The sequence below is a fragment of the Niallia circulans genome, assembly GCF_007273535.1.
In the GTDB taxonomy this organism is placed as follows: domain Bacteria; phylum Bacillota; class Bacilli; order Bacillales; family Cytobacillaceae; genus Niallia; species Niallia circulans_B.
Genome location: NZ_RIBP01000004.1, coordinates 520,662 through 537,640, shown reverse-complemented (window position 1 = coordinate 537,640; position 16,979 = coordinate 520,662). Strand labels below are relative to the sequence as shown.

Annotated in this window: 19 protein-coding genes and 1 riboswitch; of the genes, 12 read left to right on the top strand and 7 right to left on the bottom strand. The window is 38.2% G+C overall.

What is annotated here, in order from left to right; genetic code table 11:
- Positions 1 to 5 precede the first annotated feature (5 nt).
- Positions 6 to 332 carry a helix-turn-helix domain-containing protein gene (locus CEQ21_RS10600; protein WP_127740073.1) on the bottom strand — a complete coding sequence of 109 codons (327 nt, stop codon included), beginning with the start codon at positions 330 to 332 and terminating at the stop codon, positions 6 to 8.
- Between the two features lie 669 nt (positions 333 to 1,001).
- Positions 1,002 to 1,087, top strand: a riboswitch (cyclic di-GMP riboswitch).
- Positions 1,088 to 1,123: 36 nt separating this feature from the next.
- Here CEQ21_RS10600 and CEQ21_RS10595 point away from each other — a divergent pair.
- Positions 1,124 to 1,243, top strand: a complete 120-nt coding sequence (locus CEQ21_RS10595) for an anti-repressor SinI family protein (RefSeq protein ID WP_375545208.1) — start codon at positions 1,124 to 1,126, stop codon at positions 1,241 to 1,243.
- A gap of 249 nt (positions 1,244 to 1,492) precedes the next feature.
- On the opposite strand, the gene CEQ21_RS10590 is transcribed toward CEQ21_RS10595, so the two are convergent.
- On the bottom strand, positions 1,493 to 1,816 hold the full coding sequence (locus CEQ21_RS10590; RefSeq protein ID WP_127740071.1) for a helix-turn-helix domain-containing protein: 324 nt from the start codon (positions 1,814 to 1,816) through the stop codon (positions 1,493 to 1,495).
- Between the two features lie 347 nt (positions 1,817 to 2,163).
- Between CEQ21_RS10590 and treR the strand changes: the two genes are divergently transcribed.
- Together treR and CEQ21_RS10580 are read left to right on the top strand one after the other, a co-directional pair.
- Positions 2,164 to 2,874, top strand: coding sequence for a trehalose operon repressor (gene treR / locus CEQ21_RS10585; RefSeq protein WP_185764575.1), 711 nt, complete (start codon positions 2,164 to 2,166; stop codon positions 2,872 to 2,874).
- Positions 2,875 to 2,952: 78 nt separating this feature from the next.
- Entirely contained in the window at positions 2,953 to 3,468 is a 516-nt protein-coding gene (locus CEQ21_RS10580) for a type 1 glutamine amidotransferase domain-containing protein (protein ID WP_144456092.1), read from the top strand.
- A 67-nt stretch (positions 3,469 to 3,535) separates the two neighbouring features.
- Here CEQ21_RS10580 and CEQ21_RS10575 read toward each other — a convergent pair whose 3' ends face one another.
- A complete protein-coding gene (locus CEQ21_RS10575) occupies positions 3,536 to 3,760 on the bottom strand; it encodes a DUF1128 domain-containing protein (RefSeq protein ID WP_127740065.1) in 225 nt (74 codons plus the stop codon).
- A gap of 191 nt (positions 3,761 to 3,951) precedes the next feature.
- Between CEQ21_RS10575 and CEQ21_RS10570 the strand changes: the two genes are divergently transcribed.
- The 3 genes from CEQ21_RS10570 (at position 3,952) to CEQ21_RS10560 (ending at position 5,794) form a co-directional block, all read left to right on the top strand.
- Complete coding sequence (locus CEQ21_RS10570) at positions 3,952 to 4,425, top strand: low molecular weight protein-tyrosine-phosphatase (RefSeq protein ID WP_185764574.1); 474 nt, start codon at positions 3,952 to 3,954, stop codon at positions 4,423 to 4,425.
- A gap of 32 nt (positions 4,426 to 4,457) precedes the next feature.
- Complete coding sequence (locus tag CEQ21_RS10565) at positions 4,458 to 4,850, top strand: YtxH domain-containing protein (RefSeq protein ID WP_185764573.1); 393 nt, start codon at positions 4,458 to 4,460, stop codon at positions 4,848 to 4,850.
- Between the two features lie 122 nt (positions 4,851 to 4,972).
- Positions 4,973 to 5,794, top strand: a complete 822-nt coding sequence (locus CEQ21_RS10560) for a YihY/virulence factor BrkB family protein (RefSeq protein WP_185764572.1) — start codon at positions 4,973 to 4,975, stop codon at positions 5,792 to 5,794.
- Positions 5,795 to 6,025: 231 nt separating this feature from the next.
- Here the strand turns inward: CEQ21_RS10560 and CEQ21_RS10555 are convergent, their stop codons facing one another.
- The 3 genes from CEQ21_RS10555 to CEQ21_RS10545 form a co-directional block, all read right to left on the bottom strand.
- On the bottom strand, positions 6,026 to 7,951 hold the full coding sequence (locus CEQ21_RS10555; protein ID WP_185764571.1) for a heavy metal translocating P-type ATPase: 1,926 nt from the start codon (positions 7,949 to 7,951) through the stop codon (positions 6,026 to 6,028).
- 201 nt (positions 7,952 to 8,152) lie between these two features.
- Positions 8,153 to 9,328 carry an MFS transporter gene (locus tag CEQ21_RS10550; RefSeq protein WP_185764570.1) on the bottom strand — a complete coding sequence of 392 codons (1,176 nt, stop codon included), beginning with the start codon at positions 9,326 to 9,328 and terminating at the stop codon, positions 8,153 to 8,155.
- 138 nt (positions 9,329 to 9,466) lie between these two features.
- A complete protein-coding gene (locus CEQ21_RS10545; RefSeq protein ID WP_185764569.1) occupies positions 9,467 to 9,886 on the bottom strand; it encodes a pyridoxamine 5'-phosphate oxidase family protein in 420 nt (139 codons plus the stop codon).
- Positions 9,887 to 10,113: 227 nt separating this feature from the next.
- Here CEQ21_RS10545 and cax point away from each other — a divergent pair, with 227 nt between their 5' ends.
- The 3 genes from cax to CEQ21_RS10530 all read left to right on the top strand — a co-directional run bounded on the left by cax (position 10,114) and on the right by CEQ21_RS10530 (position 13,119).
- Complete coding sequence (gene cax, locus CEQ21_RS10540) at positions 10,114 to 11,187, top strand: calcium/proton exchanger (protein ID WP_235907237.1); 1,074 nt, start codon at positions 10,114 to 10,116, stop codon at positions 11,185 to 11,187.
- 401 nt (positions 11,188 to 11,588) lie between these two features.
- Positions 11,589 to 12,200, top strand: coding sequence for a YczE/YyaS/YitT family protein (locus tag CEQ21_RS10535; RefSeq protein WP_185764568.1), 612 nt, complete (start codon positions 11,589 to 11,591; stop codon positions 12,198 to 12,200).
- 193 nt (positions 12,201 to 12,393) lie between these two features.
- Positions 12,394 to 13,119, top strand: a complete 726-nt coding sequence (locus CEQ21_RS10530) for a YfkD famly protein (protein WP_419181612.1) — start codon at positions 12,394 to 12,396, stop codon at positions 13,117 to 13,119.
- Positions 13,120 to 13,159: 40 nt separating this feature from the next.
- Here CEQ21_RS10530 and yfkAB read toward each other — a convergent pair whose 3' ends face one another.
- The gene (gene yfkAB, locus CEQ21_RS10525) at positions 13,160 to 14,284 is read right to left on the bottom strand and encodes a radical SAM/CxCxxxxC motif protein YfkAB (protein WP_185764567.1); all 1,125 of its coding nucleotides are present in this window, start codon (positions 14,282 to 14,284) and stop codon (positions 13,160 to 13,162) included.
- A 104-nt stretch (positions 14,285 to 14,388) separates the two neighbouring features.
- On the opposite strand from yfkAB, the gene CEQ21_RS10520 reads away from it, so the two are divergent.
- The 3 genes from CEQ21_RS10520 (at position 14,389) to CEQ21_RS10510 (ending at position 16,943) form a co-directional block, all read left to right on the top strand.
- A complete protein-coding gene (locus CEQ21_RS10520; RefSeq protein ID WP_185764566.1) occupies positions 14,389 to 14,880 on the top strand; it encodes a YtxH domain-containing protein in 492 nt (163 codons plus the stop codon).
- 213 nt (positions 14,881 to 15,093) lie between these two features.
- On the top strand, positions 15,094 to 15,279 hold the full coding sequence (locus CEQ21_RS10515; protein WP_127741785.1) for an SE1561 family protein: 186 nt from the start codon (positions 15,094 to 15,096) through the stop codon (positions 15,277 to 15,279).
- Between the two features lie 134 nt (positions 15,280 to 15,413).
- Positions 15,414 to 16,943 (top strand): fumarate hydratase, encoded by a 1,530-nt coding sequence (locus tag CEQ21_RS10510; RefSeq protein ID WP_328593474.1) that lies wholly within the window; start codon positions 15,414 to 15,416, stop codon positions 16,941 to 16,943.
- Positions 16,944 to 16,979: the final 36 nt, after the last annotated feature.

The following is a 16,979-nucleotide window of genomic DNA, read 5'->3' as shown; positions in this document are numbered from 1 at the left end:
TGCCGTTAATCTGCAGATGACTTTTTGAATTTAATGAACTCCAAGTAGCAAGAAAACTCATCTTTTGTTATTCCTTCTTTAATGGCTTCCTCTACTAAGTTTACCCATTCTGAATCCAAGTTGTCCGTTGAAGTTGGATTTGTTTCGAGTAACTCTTCCACATGTGTGTCAAGGGTAGAAGCAAGCTTTGAAAGGACCTGTAAGGAAGGATTCTTTTGAATTCCCCGCTCAATATAGCTTAAGTAAGACTTCGAGACACCTGCCCGGTCAGATAACTCATTAATAGAGTAGCCTTTTTCTAACCGCAATCTTTTCAATGCTGTACCAACCATTTAGAAAAATCTCCTTATGTAATATAAAACATAATTTCATTATAACGAACGTTTTGTTCAATAAAAAATACAAAAAAGCTAGCAAAACGGAGTATATTCGAGAAAAAGAACGATATTCGTTCGTTAAAGAGAAAAAATAGCAGATTTTAGAATTTTCCAAAATGAGATAATTGAACTATACTGAATTTATAAGTTCTATAAAAAGAACAAAAAATCATTTAAAAAGAACTATTTTTGATATTAATGGTCATCAGCCATTCAAGCGACTATTGAATATGTAAAGCAGGTGTAATATGTATAGAAAAAACTGTGATCAGTGCAATAGGCCATCATACAGCAGTAGTGAAAGAGGAGAATGGTTTTGTCCAGTCTGTAATAATGACCTTACCAAGTACCCGTTTTTTGATGCAATGACCTTTGAAAAAATTCATGTAAATTATTCTTTTAAGAAAGTTTTATCAGCATATAGAAATCAATATGTAAAAAAAGACAAATAAAAATTAGTCGGATATTTTGACAGAAACCAACAGGATTAAACAAATAGCACGAAAATACATACCAAAAAAAGGTAGAATGTAGAAAAAAGTAGAAAAATAATTTGTTAAAATACTATATTTCTGACAAATTTATGCACATATGTAAAAAGAAAAGTTATATAATAAAATGCATAAAAGAACAGGGCAAACCAATTCGAAAGATTGGGACGCAAAGTCACGGGTCTAAAGTTGTGAAACAATGACAGCCGGACTGCCAAAGTACAATAAGTATTTTTGGGAGAGGGGCAGAATTAAGTGATAGAGGAAAAATTAGTTGTAGAAGAACTAGACACAGAATGGATTCAGTTAATGAAGGAAGCAAAAAAAATAGGACTGGACATAAAAGATGTGCGTAATTTCATCAATAACGATTAAAAGACTACTTAATTCAAAAAATAGTATTTAATAAAACCTCATTAGTTCATGTAAAGGGAAAATTTGCGCGCAATTTTTTATTTTTATTACACCTTAAATTGTTTTAAAATTCAGATATATAATGAAGCAAGCATAGATTTATTTTTGTACGTTTATATATTGCTTTTACAGACTACTTTAAAGAATAAATGAAAAAGACACAATTGCTTGTGTCTTATGATTATCTTATTTAAGTGAACTGTAAAAGTTCTATTTTTTTTGTTCAATTCTCCATTTATTATACTCAAGAAACTCTCGGAATTCAGCTTTGGAAACACCAGAGTCCATTGCCTCTTTCACAATTTTCAGCCATTCTGTATCAAGGTCATCTTTATTTTGCTGTTCATTTATAAGATGGTCCACTGGAACATTAAAAACAGAAGCAATTTTTTCTAAAAACTGTATGGATGGATTTGACTGGAGATTGCGCTCCAAGGAACTTAAATAAGATTTTGCAACACCTGCTTGTTCAGCAAGTTCTGACAATGACATTCTTTTTTCTAAGCGAAGTTTTTTAACACGATCACCGATCATACAGTCTCACACACCTTATCACTATATGTAATAATATCATAACAAATATAATCCAAAAGTTCCATATAAAGAACAAATTGTTCGATGGTTTTGTTAATACTACCAAAAAAAGTTCATAAATTATACAATTTTACCGAAATAAATGGTACTAATTTATGAAAAATTATGAACAAAATTTTTTCCTGTATCCTATTTATTAATACTCATCATAGTCATTACCCTGTTTTTTCACCGCCTAAACCTCTTTTTACAATTTTTTTAGTTTTTTCGTATTTAGACAAGCCATAATAAAAAAGGTAGAATAGAGGCGAAGAAATAAAAGGCTAATTGAACGTTGGTGAAAAAGGATGAATAAATACTTAGTAATTTTTGAAGAAATCGAAACAGCGATAAGAAACGGAAAATATGCGCCAAACAGTATACTGCCTTCTGAAAATGAATTGGCAGAGCGGTATGATACATCAAGAGAAACAATTCGCAAGGCATTAAATATACTTGCTCAGAAGGGCTATATCCAAAAATTGCGCGGAAAAGGTTCGCTAGTACTAGATATGCAAAAGCTGCAGTTTCCAATATCAGGACTTGTAAGCTTTAAGGAATTAGCTGAAAAAATGGGCAGTAGCTCGGTGACTCATATTGAGAGCTTTCATAAAAACATACCTACAGCAATTCTCCAAACGGAAATGAATCTAAAAAAGGATGAACCGATTTGGGAAGTGTCTCGTATCAGGGAAATAAATAAAGAAAAAATCATTCTTGATAAAGACTATATTGTAGAAAGATTTGTGCCTGGACTTACAAAGGAAATCTGCAGTCATTCGATCTTCGATTATATCGAAAAGGATTTGAAGCTGAAGATCGGTTTTGCGAGAAAGGAATTTACGGTTGAGATTCCAACAGAAGAGGATTATCGGCTTCTTGATTTAGACGGGTTTCAAGCGATTGTTGTTGTGAAGAATTATATCTATTTTGAAAACGCTACCCTTTTCCAATATACTGAATCAAGACATAGGCCAGACAAGTTCAGATTTGTTGATTTTGCAAGGCGAAATGAATAATTTTAGCATTTTAATGTTTTAACTTGTCCATTTGGGGAATTTTATCTGTGAAATCAAAAAGAAGGAGATGTTCCCTATATGAGTAAAATTGCAACATTAATAACTAATATGTTCGAGGATTCAGAGTATACGGAGCCGGCAAAGTCCTTCAAGGAAGCTGGACACGAGGTAGTAACAATTGAATTCGAAGCAGGAAAAACAGTGACAGGCAAACAAAAGGAAGCAGAAGTAAAAATCGATAAAAGTATCGATGATGTTACTCCAGATGAGTTTGATGCGTTGTTTATACCTGGTGGATTTTCGCCTGACCAGCTCCGTGGAGATGATCGTGCTGTTGCATTCGCAAAATCCTTTATGGACAGCAATAAACCAGTCTTCGCAATCTGTCACGGACCGCAGCTATTGATTACAGCTAAAACATTAGAAGGAAGAAATGCGACTGGGTATAAGTCTATTAAAGTAGACATGGAATATGCAGGCGCAACTTATAAAGATGAAGAAGTAGTAGTTTGCGGCGGCCAGCTTGTGACAAGCAGAACACCAGAAGATATTCCCGCATTTACTAGAGAATCATTAAAGCTGCTTGAGAAATAACAACAAACCTGTTAGCTGATGCTAACAGGTTTGTTGTTATTATGATGCAAAAAAAAGAAGCGCCATATTATTTCTTACGCAAGTTTCCTAATTCTTCAGCCAATGCCTGCATTTCATTTGGGCTAAAGGAATCTCTTTTCATGATATGCTCATAAATTTCTTTTAACTCCACATACATCTCTTCATCAAAATGTGTAGGTTTGATTGCGCCAAAATTAAGCACCTTAAGCTTTTCTTTTATTTGTTCAATCATATATTCCACATTTTCTGTTGATTTAATTTCTAAGTTCACAAAAATCTCTCCTTTTTGCAGGATCTTAGATCAAGCAAATCTTTTGTCCCACTTTTTTTCTATCTTTTCATGTGCACGAACAAATGTCAATTCATATTTGTGTTTTCAAAATGAAGCAAATTGCGATAAGCTAAAACAAAACATGCTGTTAGGAATTAATGTATGTTCTTATGAATTGGAGGAAAAATAGGATGGAAGTTCGTGTGTTATTTATTTGCTTAGGAAATATTTGTCGTTCACCAATGGCAGAGGCAATATTTCGAGATCTTGTCAAAAAAGAAAAGCTACAAGACCGCATCACATGCGACTCAGCAGGTACTGGCGGATGGCATACAGGTAATCCGCCGCATCAAGGAACAAGAGAAATATTGAAAAAGAATTTAATTAGCGATACAGGGATACTGGCAAGGCAGCTGCAACTAGCTGATTTGGACAGCTTCGACTATTTAATTGCAATGGATAACAGCAATCGGGAAAATATTAGGATTCTTAATGAACAACTCGAAGAAATCGAAGTCCATTTGCTGATGGATTTTGCAAAGAATCGGGTATATGAAGAAGTACCTGACCCGTATTATACTGGCAACTTTGATGAGGTATTCCAGATGGTAACAGATGGATGTAAGGGATTGCTGACAAAAATCAGGAATAAATACCATCTGTAACTATCCAAATTCTAACCGGAAGGAAGATGCATATGGCACAGATTAGCTTAGCGAAAGGGATTTTATTGGGCGGTTTGATAGGAGCTTCTTTAAGTATGCTTGATAAACAAACAAGACAGAACTCTATTTATAAAATGAGAAATTTAAAGTCCTCCTTCACCGATTTTGACTCAATGAGCTCAAGTATTACAGATACATCTGAAAAGGTAAAGCTGACAGCTGAGAAGGTTTCTAGCGATGTTGCATTCATTATGGAAAAGGTCGAGGAGCTAAAAGAGGTTACGCCGACAATCGCAAGCATTGTGAAGGAAACGAAGGATGCGTTCACTTCAGGCAGTATACAGGAGGAGTACAAGCCGCAAGGACTAACATCAAGCATATCAAGCACATCAAGCACACAGTACTTGCCTCAGTATACACATTAAACCCAATACTATTATAGCTAATGCCTGTCCTAAGGGGATAATATCAAGAACAGGTTTGTCCTTGCTGGAAGTAGGGGAAAAGAACAATATTAGCTAAACCGACAAATAGGCAGGTGGGGTTTATGGGAGAGGCAACTAGTTTTGTGAAGCAATTAGCAGTAAAAGTGAAAAATGATGATGTATTTGGTCTTGCGGCACAGCTCGCATATTATTTTTTACTTTCAATTTTTCCGCTCATCATTTTTATGATGACATTATTGCCGTATTTGCCAATCACAAAGGATGATTTATTAAATTTGATTGCACAATTTGCTCCAGGTGACAGTATGGATATCATTGAAACAAACCTAGAGCAAGTTCTCAGCAGAAACGGGACATTGCTTTCCTTTGGTATCATTGCAACAATTTGGTCTGCTTCAAATGGATTGAATGCGATTATCAAGGCACTCAATAAGGCGTATGAAGTAGAAGAAACACGTTCCTTTATTGTGGCAAGAGCTATGTCTGTTGTATTAACACTTGGTATGATTGCTGTTGTGGTAATTGCATTGCTGCTGCCAGTGTTTGGTGAACAGATAGGTGTGTTTTTGTTTTCACAGTTCAATTTATCGGATGAGTTTCTAAGTGTTTGGAGAGCACTGCGCTTTTTAGTGTCTCCTGTCATCTTGTTTATTGTTTTTCTTGCATTATATTGGGTAGCTCCGAATAAGAAAATCACTTGTGTAAGTGCCATTCCTGGCGCCCTTTTTGCATCAATAGGCTGGGTGCTTGTATCACTGGGCTTTTCCTTTTACGTAGGTAATTTCGGCAATTATTCAGCAACATATGGCGGGATTGGTGCAATTATCGTGCTGATGATCTGGTTTTATTTAACAGGGATTATTATCATTATTGGCGGAATTGTCAACGCAATATTCACAAGCCGCAAGAAGAAGCCTTGCTAAATTGCCAGCATATGTGTAAAAAGCCCGAATTTTACCTCTTATAAAAATGACCAGGAAACATAAAATAAGCTTGGGGAAATTATTATAACGGGGTGATAACAATGGGCAAAAAGACTAAACAAAACAGTAAGAGCAAGCCAAAACATAAAACATCCGGTTCAGCAAACGGACAAAATGGTTATCACTAAATAAAAAAACAGCCACTTCAGTGTGAAGTGGCTGTTTTTTTATTTAGCTCCGCAGTAGACGGAGACTGTTGAGAATGACAAGAATGGTACTGCCTTCATGGCCGATAACGCCGAAGGGGAGATCAACTGCTTGCAGGAGATTAGAAATAATCAGCAGCATAATAACAGTGATAGAAAATACGACATTTTGTTTGACGATTTTATTCATGCGTTTTGATAATTTTATCGCTTCTGCAATTTTTGGAAGATCATTTTTCATTAGGACAATGTCTGCTGTCTCAAGGGCCACATCTGTGCCACCGCCCATGGCAATTCCTACTTGAGCAGTGGCCAGTGCAGGTGCATCATTGATGCCGTCACCAACCATGGCCACCATACCATATCGACTCTTTAGTGTCTTTATATGATCAACCTTTTGTTCTGGCAGACATTCTGCTATATACTCATGGACCATGCTTTCCTTGGCAATCGCATGTGCTGTCTTTTCACTGTCACCTGTCAGCATAAGTGTGTGAATTTGATAATCTTTCAATAGCTGAATTGCTGCTTGCGTTTCTTTGCGGACAATATCCTTTAAGCCGATACATGCAATTATTTCACCGTCTGTCGCAATAAAAACTACTGTTTTTCCTTCCTGTGATAACTGGTCATAAATAGAGCCATGGAAGCTTTTTGCTTCACTTGCACCCACAAATTCTGCTTTTCCGATTTTCCATTCTATATTATTAATATTTGCAGTAACGCCCCAACCAGAGCTGTCTTGAACATTAGCAAGTGCCAACAGCGGCTTTTGAATGGTTGCTGCTGCACTCTCCACGATTGCTTTGGCTAGTGGATGATTTGAGTGATTCTCAATGCTTGCTGCATAAAGGAGTACCGTTTCCTCTTCATAGCCATCCTTCACATATATATCTGTTACAGTCGGATTTCCTTTTGTAAGTGTTCCTGTTTTGTCAAAGGCAATTGCCTGGACTGCTGCCAAGTTTTCCAAATGGACGCCGCCTTTAAACAATATCCCGTTTCGTGCTCCATTAGAAATGGCGGAAAGGGTCGCAGGCATGATGCTCGCCACAAGTGCGCAAGGAGAAGCAACAACTAAAAGAATCATTGCTCTGTAAAATGTTTCAGTCCAACTCCAGCCTAAAACGAAATGAGGCAGGAACATCATAATAACAACAATGGCTAATACTACCTTTACATAAGTGCCTTCAAACTTTTCAATAAATGCTTGAGCAGGCGACTTTTCACTTTGCGCTGACTGGACAAGTGCGATAATTTTTTGGAAAAGTGTTTCATCAGCATTTTTCGTTATTTCAACTGTCACAGAACCGCTAATATTCACTGTCCCAGCGAAAACTTCATCAGCAATAATTTTTGTTACAGGCAGTGATTCGCCAGTTATAGCTGCTTCATCTATTGCCGTTTCGCCTGAAAGTATCCTTCCATCTGCTGGGACCCTTTCGCCTGGCTTTATTAAAATTCTGTCATGGATGGAAAGGGAGGCTACCGGAATTAGCTCAACTGAACCATCAACCATAACCTTCCATGCCTTTTCTGGCTGAAGATTCATCAATGCAGATATTTCCTTATGACTTTTATTCATCGTGTATGTTTCTAGAGCCCCGCTAACAGCGAAAATAAAGATTAATATAGCTCCTTCTGTCCAATAGCCAATAATTGCCGAGCCAATAGCAGCAAACACCATCAACATTTCGACATTCAATGCTTTGTTTTCAATCGTCTCTTCGATACCTTCCTTTGCTTTCGCAAAGCCGCCGATAATAAATGCGAGTATATACGAGATAGTGGATAGTGCTTCTGAATGATAGTGATTAAGCAGCCAGCCTGTAAGAATCAACAGACCACATATTCCGGCAGCAATCAGTTCAAGATGTGGCAGGACCTTTTCTAAGAAGGCTGACTTAGGTGCAGGTGCTTGTTGTGTATTTGGTTTTGTTTCCGTCAACATAGGTATTCCTCCTAATTTTTTTTATTATTAATGAGAAAGATAATCAGCTTCATTACCCCTAAAAAACACGAAAGCTGCCACCTGTATAGGTGACAGCAAAATTTCATAAGCACGCTGATAGAAAATCAGACTTTGTGCTTTCATTCGTATTTAGTTATATTCATCCTAACATAAACTAACAGCAATTGGTATACTTTTGCCTTAATTTGGGACTGTATTTGCTTGCTTCTGACCTCTTTGTTTGGCGGAAATAAAAATGATGAAGCCCAACAGCAATAGCATTGTACTTATAACAAGGAAATAGCTAAGATTATCAACATATTGAATAAACAGGCCACCAAGATATGGTCCTGTTAAGCTGCCGATGCTGAATGCCATTCCGCACAGCAAATTTCCAGTCGGAAGCAAGCTTGTCGGCACTAGGTCGGTCATATAGCTGACACCAAGGGAAAAGGTCGAGCCAACTGCCATGCCAGCGATGAACAAGCAGATTGCAAGCCCGATAAATCTTTGTTCCACAAAGCTTGCTGAAAGAAAACAGACAAAGCCGACAAAAAGAATGGTTATTAAAGTTCTTCTTCGTCCGAAAGAATCACTTAATATTCCAAGCGGGAATTGAAAAACAATCGCACCAATGGAAAAGCATGTTAATAGAATGGAGATTTCAGAAAGCTGAAAATCCAGTCTCAGTCCGTAAACAGGAAAGCTGGAATTTAAGCTCGATTCCAAAAAACCATATGCCAATGGAGGAAGAAAAGCTGCCCATGCATATTTTAAAGCAGATGAAAAACGAGAAATTGTATCTTTAAATGAATTTGTCTCGACCGTTTGCCGAGGAAAATCATTCTTCAAGAACAAGGTGAATATCCATGCGGCAAAGCATAAGACAGATGAGAGTATAAAGGGAATGGCCTCATTTAGTTTCACTAATGGTGTCATTAGAGGGCCAGCTGCAAATCCGATACCAAAAAACACGCCATACAAGGAAATATTCCTTCCTCTGTTTTTTTCTGAGGAAACAGTTGTAATCCATGTTTGTGTTGCGAAATGGAGGGCATGATCTCCAATGCCAATAAGCAAACGCAAAAAGAACCAAAACCAGAATGTTTTCCATAACGGAAACATAGCTAAAGATATAATAACGAGCAGTCCGCCAAAAACAATGGCTGGTTTATATCCGTATTTTCGGAGTGGGTACTCCATAAACGGAGAAATAAGCAGGATGCCCATATATAAGCCTACTGCATTCAATCCATTTAAACTTGAAGACAGGCCGTCACCTTCAAAGATAACAGCAATCAGTGGAAGCAGCATCCCTTGGCTGAAGCCTGATATGCTGACAATGCTGATCAGTATTGCAAACTTTTTATTAGTCATTATGTATTGCTCCTTATAGCTGTAAAAAAATTTAGTATCCCTAAATAATGGTAACGTAAGGAGCGAAGAATTGGCAATAAGAAAATGTCGATTTACATAAAGAAAGCTGCCGCTTTATATTTGCGGCAGCTCAAATTTTTACGGTTCAAGCACTTCTGCTTGTGAAGCAGAGTCTGCGAAATAACGAATTTTCTGTGGCTTCAATTGTAATAGCACATAATTGGGATCATCGGGACCTCCCAGCCATTTGCTGAGCGAGTCATCCCAATATTTTTCTTTTTTATCTTTTGAATCCTCAATAGTGGCTGTTGCCTCAATTTCACAATATGCACCAGCAAGGTTAGCATCCTGGGCACCAAGAAGAATATGAACATTTGGCTCTTGTCCAATGTCATCAACCTTATGTGTCTCTTTATTTGTTGCTGTATAAAGTGTCAGGTCATCGTGGAAGAAAAGCATAAAGCGGCTGTATGGTTTTTGATCCTGTATTGTCGCTAATGTGCCAGTTTTTTGATTTTTAAATAGTTCCAGTATCTTTGTCTTTAATGCTTCACTCATAATTTAAAAAACTCCTTTCCATTCCTTGTTAGTATTGGTGGATTATCTGTATTTTATATACCCTGATTCCTAATTAAAAAAGCAGAAAATGTTGGTATATTACGGAATGGTTTAGATAAACCTGAAATATACTGGTCTGTGAACTGTGAGAAAGGTTTGAAAAAACGATGTTTAGGAAAAATAAATTCAGGGACTTTTAAATCTTAAAAATAAAAGGAGTGGGGTAAGTGATAAATAAAATTTTTGCCCTGGCAGTCCTCATTGGGGTTCCAATCTCTGTTATTGGCTCATTGCTGCACTGGCCGAGCATTCTCATGTTTATCGTATACTGTTTGACCATCATTGCCCTCTCAAGCTTTATGGGGAGAGCGACAGAAAGCTTGGCGATTGTCGCCGGACCAAGAATTGGCGGTTTGCTGAATGCCACATTTGGCAATGCAGTCGAATTAATCATTGCGATTTTTGCCTTGAGAGAGGGACTGACAGAGGTTGTTTTGGCTTCCTTGACAGGTTCCGTTCTTGGAAACCTGCTGCTTGTTGCAGGACTGTCCTTTTTTATTGGCGGCCTTAAATACAAGGTACAAACATATAATGTGTTTGATGCAAGACATAATTCAGGCTTACTGATGTTTGCGGTTATCGTTGCATTTGTTATTCCAGAGGTATTCTCGATATCCATGAATGAATCAGAAACATTAACATTAAGTATTGGAATTTCCATCATTCTTATTTTGTTATACTTAGCAGCACTATTCTTTAAGCTTGTTACACATCGAGGCGTATATCAAACAGAAAGTAACAAAGAGGGTGGAGCTGCAGGAAGCCACCATGAAGAGGTGCCTGAGTGGAGTGTAAAGAGAAGTGTGCTAATACTCGCCCTTGCAACATTGGCGGTTGCCTACATATCTGAGAATCTTGTTCATACATTTGAAATTGTTGCAGAATCGTTCGGCTGGTCAGAGCTGTTTATCGGGATAATTATCGTCGCAATTGTTGGGAATGCAGCAGAACATGCTTCTGCAGTCCTTATGGCATATAAAAACAAGATGGACATTTCTGTTGAAATTGCAATTGGTTCCACCTTGCAGGTAGCAATGTTTGTAGCACCGTTGCTCGTATTGCTATCGCTTATGTTCCCGACAAACTTGTCACTTGTATTTAGTTTACCAGAGCTAGTATCGATGGCATCTGCTGTTTTACTCATGATTATCATTTCAAATGATGGGGAAACGAACTGGTTTGAAGGCGCAACACTGCTTGCTGCTTACTTGATTATGGGAGTGGGATTCTACCTGCTGTAAGCAGTACTTTAAAAAACATAAAGCCGTCCAGCTTTCTTTACAGCTGGACGGCTTTTTATAGATGGCATCACCTTTATCGTTTTGATGTAGGTTAAATAAGTATAATTATTGTTTGCTTATGTTTCCTCGGACAAAATCAAGTCGCTTCCATCGGACCACCACCAACTTTTCTTTAATAGATACGGTTAATGCTAAACTGTCCTTTGTCAAAAATGGTCTATCCTCCTTTTGTATTAAGCGAAGTGATTAGCTGCCCTCCTTTTGTTTGATAAGCCTATTATAATATAAAATTAGATTAATGTAAATATTCAGTTAATTTAATTTTAAGTTTTTTGTACAAGTTTTCTGGGACTAGCGCATATGTATAAAAGACGAGCTTAAAAGAAAGGAGGAGTTATCATATGGCTTTGTTTTACCGGAGCCTTTTTTACATTGTTGGACTGTTGATTTTGTCATTTGGGGCGACATTGACCATTAAAGCAAATTTGGGAGCAGGACCTTGGGATGCCTTGAATGTTGGCTTGTCGGCATTAATTGGCTTAACAATTGGCAGTTGGATTGTCATTATCGGCATCCTGCTAATCTTCGTTAATGCACTTTTGCTAAGAAGAAAGCCTGCATTGCTGTCATTGTTCACTGTGTTTATTCTTGGGTTTTTTGTTGATTTTTGGATGGCGCATCTTATCAACGTTTTCAATTATTTCCTGTTTATGAATCAGCTGCTGCTGTTAATTGGCGGACTTGTTATTATCGGACTGGGAATTTCTCTATATTTGCAGGCTAGTTTTCCTTTAAACCCAATTGACGAATTTATGGTGAGTCTGCAAGAAAGATTTGGACTTAATATCATGGCATCCAAGCTAATTGGTGAGATTTTGGCATTGATTTTTGCCTTTATGGTTAATGGACCGATTGGAGTTGGAACAGTTATTATTGCGATTGGAATCGGACCTGCCATTCAAGTATTCCATCCAATCTGCTGCGGGATCATGGATAAATTGGCGATTAAATAGCATCTGAAAAAAATTGTTTGTCCAAAGTAGCATAATCTAGGCGAACTCCGAAAAAAATAACAGTAAACATTACTGTTAGGTTTGAAAGGAGTTCTTTAATTTGAAACGCATTGGTATTATTCTACTAGCTTTGCTTATGGTACTGCCTAGTATTGCACCAGCATTTGCAGAAAAACCGAAGGACAAACAAGATATGCCAAAATCAAAGCTGGTTGCTATTCCGAATTCGGTTATGAATATCACGAAGGAAAACACCTATCCAAATCCCTCTCAGGATTTGCCGAAGCTGCAGCCAAGTGAGCTGACACAGACGCTTATTAATTCCTCAAAGGTGAAGATAGAAAATCCTGATTTGATTCGCATGCTTAATGAGACAACTGTTAACAGCACACCTTTTGCAATTGGTTATAAAGCGATTGTTTATATTGGACAATGGCCATTAAATTACGAATCAACAGAAACAGCTCCAAACTGGGAATATCAAAAAATAAATACGAATTTTTATGACAACAGAGGTGGCAAAGCACCATTTCAAATTCATTATGTACAAGAATCCCAAAAAATCATCAGGGGCGGTTTGACTGCGAAGATACCTAATGCAGAAGAAGTCAAAAAAATGATGATGCTAAAAGCAATGCAAAATTCAGGGCTGCCACTTGCCTTTGAAACAGTGATAGGAACTGGAACGAAAAAGGACCAAATTTATAACATTCCTGCCAAAAGACTAGGCTATTTATACGGATATGCACCTGCAGTTAATGAAAAGGGAAAGGTCACTTACGGTGAAGTGTATTTAATGCTTAAGGGTGGCAAAAAATCAATTGTCGTCAAAAACGTGACATCCCAAGGCATTGGTGCATGGATTCCTGTTCAGGATCATGTTTCCTTCGGGTTTCTTGCAAGCGAAAAACCGAGATAATAAAAAAAGCAGCGATTGGTGATAATCGCTGCTTTTTATTTTAGCGTGTTATTAGCGCTTTATTTTTTGTGAAGTCGATATCACGATAGTAGCTGTTTTTGACAAGCACGTTTGGACCAAGACATTGCACACTTGGGCAATGGCAGTTAAGTGAGGCAGCAAGGTCTGTTGCCATCCACTTCTGGAAGATGTCCGGAAGCTTATCTGTTTTAATGTTACCAAGAGCTGGCGTATCACCGAAGTCTGTAACGATAACATCTCCTGAGAAGATGTTAACATTCAATCGAGAACGGCCGTCAGGATCATTGCGGACAGTGACGTTTTTACTTGCGTATAAACGCTTTAAAAGCTCCTGATCTTCTTTTGTGCTGCTGCACGGATAAAACGGCAGTGTACCAAAAAGCATCCATACATTTTCGTCTCTAATATCAAGTAAATGATGAATACTTTGACGCATTTCCTCTAGTGACAAAGTTTCCATCGTAGAAGCGAAGTCAGAAGGATACATAGGATGAATTTCATGGCGCTGACATTTCATTTCGTCAACAATCTGGCGGTGAATATGCTCTAAGTAAGGCAGTGTTTGCTTGTTCAGCATCGTTTCCGCTGATACGACAACACCAGCTTCAACCAATGCCCGGCTGTTAGTGATGATGTTTTGGAAAAGCTTGCTTCTATGCTCATATGACGGCTTTCTTGCCATCATCGCAAAGCCTCTTTCTGCAAACTCTTCTTCTGTTCCCCAGTTATGGGAGATATGAAGAACATCCAAATATGGAATAATCGGCTCATAGCGGCCAAGGTCAAGAGTCAAGTTAGAGTTAATTTGTGTTTTCACACCCCTGCTGTGGGCGTACTTGAATAACGGAACAACATAGTTTTCCACAGACCTGCGACTCATCATCGGCTCACCGCCTGTTATGCTCATAGAACGAAGATGAGGTATTTCATCAAGTCTTTTCAGTAACAAATCGATTGGCAAGGCATTCGGGTCCTTCGGCTGAAGAGTGTAGCCGACTGCACAATGCTCACAGCGCATATTACATAATGTTGTGGTTGTAAATTCTATATTGGAGAGGGTCATCCCTCCATGCTGGGTTATATCCATATAAGCTTCCCAAGGGTCGTTCTTAGGATTTACAATCGGATTTTTTTGAGAAATCATGCTATTACTCCTTTGAAAAAGTTGCGTATTAAGCATCTGCTTGTTTAAATCTCAAATCATATGGGAAATAGACAAGTATTGATATAAAAAAGGGAGATGATCTGATGTCTAATGAAAACAAGGGAAACAGTAAACTATTGGCTGGAATTGTCATCGGCGGTGTCATCGGGACAACATTATCCCTCATGGATCGTACAACAAGGACAAATGCTAAGGTGAAAGTGCAGCAGTGGAAGGATTCAACCAACCAGCTAGTTCATGAGCTAAGAGAAAACCCTGCTCAAGTAAAGCAAGACACTAGTGAAAAATTGCATTATTTAAGTGATACAATGCGAGAGGTTATGAATGACAGCCAAACGATGTTTCAGCATATTCAAAACACAATCAATGCAAGGACACAGGATTTAAAAGAAATAGCAGGAGATTTCAAGCAGCTTTACTTTCAATCAAAGCGCCAATATCAGTCTATCCAACATAAATTACAGGAGACAAAGTCCCAGATTGGAATGAACAATAACTCATCCAATGACACAGAGCTTCTCCCTGTCGTTGCACAAGACCACTCCCTAATAGAAAGGGAAAAGGCTACCTTATAATTATGATGCGAAACGCACGTATAGTATAGTGTAACATAAAAAAAATCGAACTCGTCACCTATATTACCTGTAGGTGATCTTTTTTTTCGGAACAAAAATGATGACAGGTGTAAAAACGGTGTTATTGTGCAAACATATGTATAGAAGGAAAAAGATTGCCGGAAGCTGATATTTTCGGTACGATGGATATGAAAGTGAAAGGAGAGATTTTTGTTGGGCACTTCTATTACAAACAAAAATGAACAAGTAGATTTTTTAAAAACGAGATTAAATATGTTTCTTGATGTGTTGGATGCTATTGATCCGGAAGAGGCGGAGCTTGAGGATATCGACCGCTTGATTGAGATGATCGACGATATTGAATCGAAATGTAATGAATTTAAACATAGAGATGAATAATGAGAAAGCTCCACTAAGGGGCTTTTTTTTATTTTGTAAATATGAAAACGATTACAAATGGCTGTTACAGACTTATGAGTAAGAGTATAATTTAAAAGGAGACATGCTTTAAAAAGGGTTGAGGGGGAAAATAAATGAATATCAAAGCTTTAAGAACGAGTATATATCAATTGATTGAAGAAACATCTACAAATCTTCCGAAGGATGTCCGCCGTGCCATCAAATCAGCAGCGCAATGGGAAAGCGCTGGAACGAGATCAGCGATGAGCCTTGAAACAATTCAAGAGAACATCGGAATGGCGGATATGGAAGTGTCACCAATTTGTCAGGATACAGGGCTTCCAACATTTAAGATTAAGACACCTGTCGGTACAAACCAACTGGAAATAAAGGCAGTAATTCATGAATGCATAGAATTGGCAACACAAAAAGGTAAGCTTCGTCCTAATTCTGTAGATTCACTTCATGGAGCAAACAGCGGCAATAATTTAGGAGCAGGAACACCTGTCATCAAATTTGATCAGTGGGAAAAGGATTACATAGATATCGGTCTAATCTTAAAAGGCGGCGGTTGTGAAAATAAAAATATTCAATACAGCCTGCCTTGTGAGCTTGATGGGCTTGGAAGAGCTGGCAGGGACTTGGATGGCATTCGCAAATGCATTCTCCATTCTGTTTATCAAGCACAAGGACAAGGCTGCAGCGCCGGCTTTATTGGTGTGGGAATCGGTGGAGACCGCTCAAGCGGCTATGATTTAGCAAAGGAACAGCTTTTCCGGACGGTTGACGATGTTAATGAAAACGCGGAGCTTGCTGAGCTAGAAGCATATATCATGGAAAATGCTAATAAGCTTGGAATCGGTACAATGGGATTTGGCGGAGAAACGACCTTGCTTGGCTGCAAAATTGGTGTAATGAATCGCATTCCTGCAAGCTTCTTCGTATCTGTTGCATATAATTGCTGGGCATTCCGCAGATTAGGAATAAAGCTTGATGCAAATACAGGCAGCATTATTGCATGGAAATACCAGGATGGAGAGAAAATTACCTTCGCCGGCAAAAAAAAATCAACTGACGATGATACAGTCATTAAGCTTAATGCACCAATATCTGAGGCGGAAATCCGTCGCCTGAAGGTCGGCGATGTTGTTGAAATCAGCGGAATGATGTATACCGGAAGAGACGCAATTCATAAACACTTAAGCACAAACGATTCTCCTGTTGATTTAAATGGACAAGTAATATACCATTGCGGGCCAGTAATGCTAAAAGATGATGAAGACATATGGCATGTGAAAGCGGCAGGACCAACAACGAGCATTCGTGAGGAGCCTTATCAAGGAGATATTATGAAAAAATTCGGCATCCGCGCTGTCATGGGTAAAGGCGGGATGGGAACAAAAACCTTACATGCTTTAGCCGAGCATGGCGGTGTTTACTTAAATGCAATTGGCGGTGCAGCCCAATATTATGCTGATTGCATAAAAGCAGTTAAAGGTGTTGACCTTATGCAATTCGGTATCCCAGAAGCAATGTGGCATTTGCAGGTGGAGGGCTTCCGGGCTGTTGTGACAATGGATTCTCATGGTAATTCCCTACATGAGGATATTGAAAAATCATCATTAGAGAAGCTCACTCAGTTTAAAGAACCTGTTTATAAATGATTGTTTAATTTACCAATCATTTTTCCCTAACTCTAA

Excerpts from the sequence above, each read along its gene's own strand:
- yfkAB (WP_185764567.1), bottom strand. The coding sequence starts at position 14,284 with ATGATTTCTCAAAAAAATCCGATTGTAAATCCTAAGAACGACCCTTGG.
- CEQ21_RS10555 (WP_185764571.1), bottom strand. The coding sequence starts at position 7,951 with ATGTTGACGGAAACAAAACCAAATACACAACAAGCACCTGCACCTAAG.
- CEQ21_RS10570 (WP_185764574.1), top strand. The coding sequence starts at position 3,952 with ATGGAAGTTCGTGTGTTATTTATTTGCTTAGGAAATATTTGTCGTTCA.
- CEQ21_RS10520 (WP_185764566.1), top strand. The coding sequence starts at position 14,389 with ATGTCTAATGAAAACAAGGGAAACAGTAAACTATTGGCTGGAATTGTC.
- CEQ21_RS10560 (WP_185764572.1), top strand. The coding sequence starts at position 4,973 with ATGGGAGAGGCAACTAGTTTTGTGAAGCAATTAGCAGTAAAAGTGAAA.
- CEQ21_RS10580 (WP_144456092.1), top strand. The coding sequence starts at position 2,953 with ATGAGTAAAATTGCAACATTAATAACTAATATGTTCGAGGATTCAGAG.
- CEQ21_RS10550 (WP_185764570.1), bottom strand. The coding sequence starts at position 9,328 with ATGACTAATAAAAAGTTTGCAATACTGATCAGCATTGTCAGCATATCA.
- CEQ21_RS10565 (WP_185764573.1), top strand. The coding sequence starts at position 4,458 with ATGGCACAGATTAGCTTAGCGAAAGGGATTTTATTGGGCGGTTTGATA.
- CEQ21_RS10510 (WP_328593474.1), top strand. The coding sequence starts at position 15,414 with ATGAATATCAAAGCTTTAAGAACGAGTATATATCAATTGATTGAAGAA.
- CEQ21_RS10600 (WP_127740073.1), bottom strand. The coding sequence starts at position 332 with ATGGTTGGTACAGCATTGAAAAGATTGCGGTTAGAAAAAGGCTACTCT.
- CEQ21_RS10530 (WP_419181612.1), top strand. The coding sequence starts at position 12,394 with ATGCCAAAATCAAAGCTGGTTGCTATTCCGAATTCGGTTATGAATATC.
- CEQ21_RS10535 (WP_185764568.1), top strand. The coding sequence starts at position 11,589 with ATGGCTTTGTTTTACCGGAGCCTTTTTTACATTGTTGGACTGTTGATT.
- treR (WP_185764575.1), top strand. The coding sequence starts at position 2,164 with ATGAATAAATACTTAGTAATTTTTGAAGAAATCGAAACAGCGATAAGA.
- CEQ21_RS10590 (WP_127740071.1), bottom strand. The coding sequence starts at position 1,816 with ATGATCGGTGATCGTGTTAAAAAACTTCGCTTAGAAAAAAGAATGTCA.
- CEQ21_RS10545 (WP_185764569.1), bottom strand. The coding sequence starts at position 9,886 with ATGAGTGAAGCATTAAAGACAAAGATACTGGAACTATTTAAAAATCAA.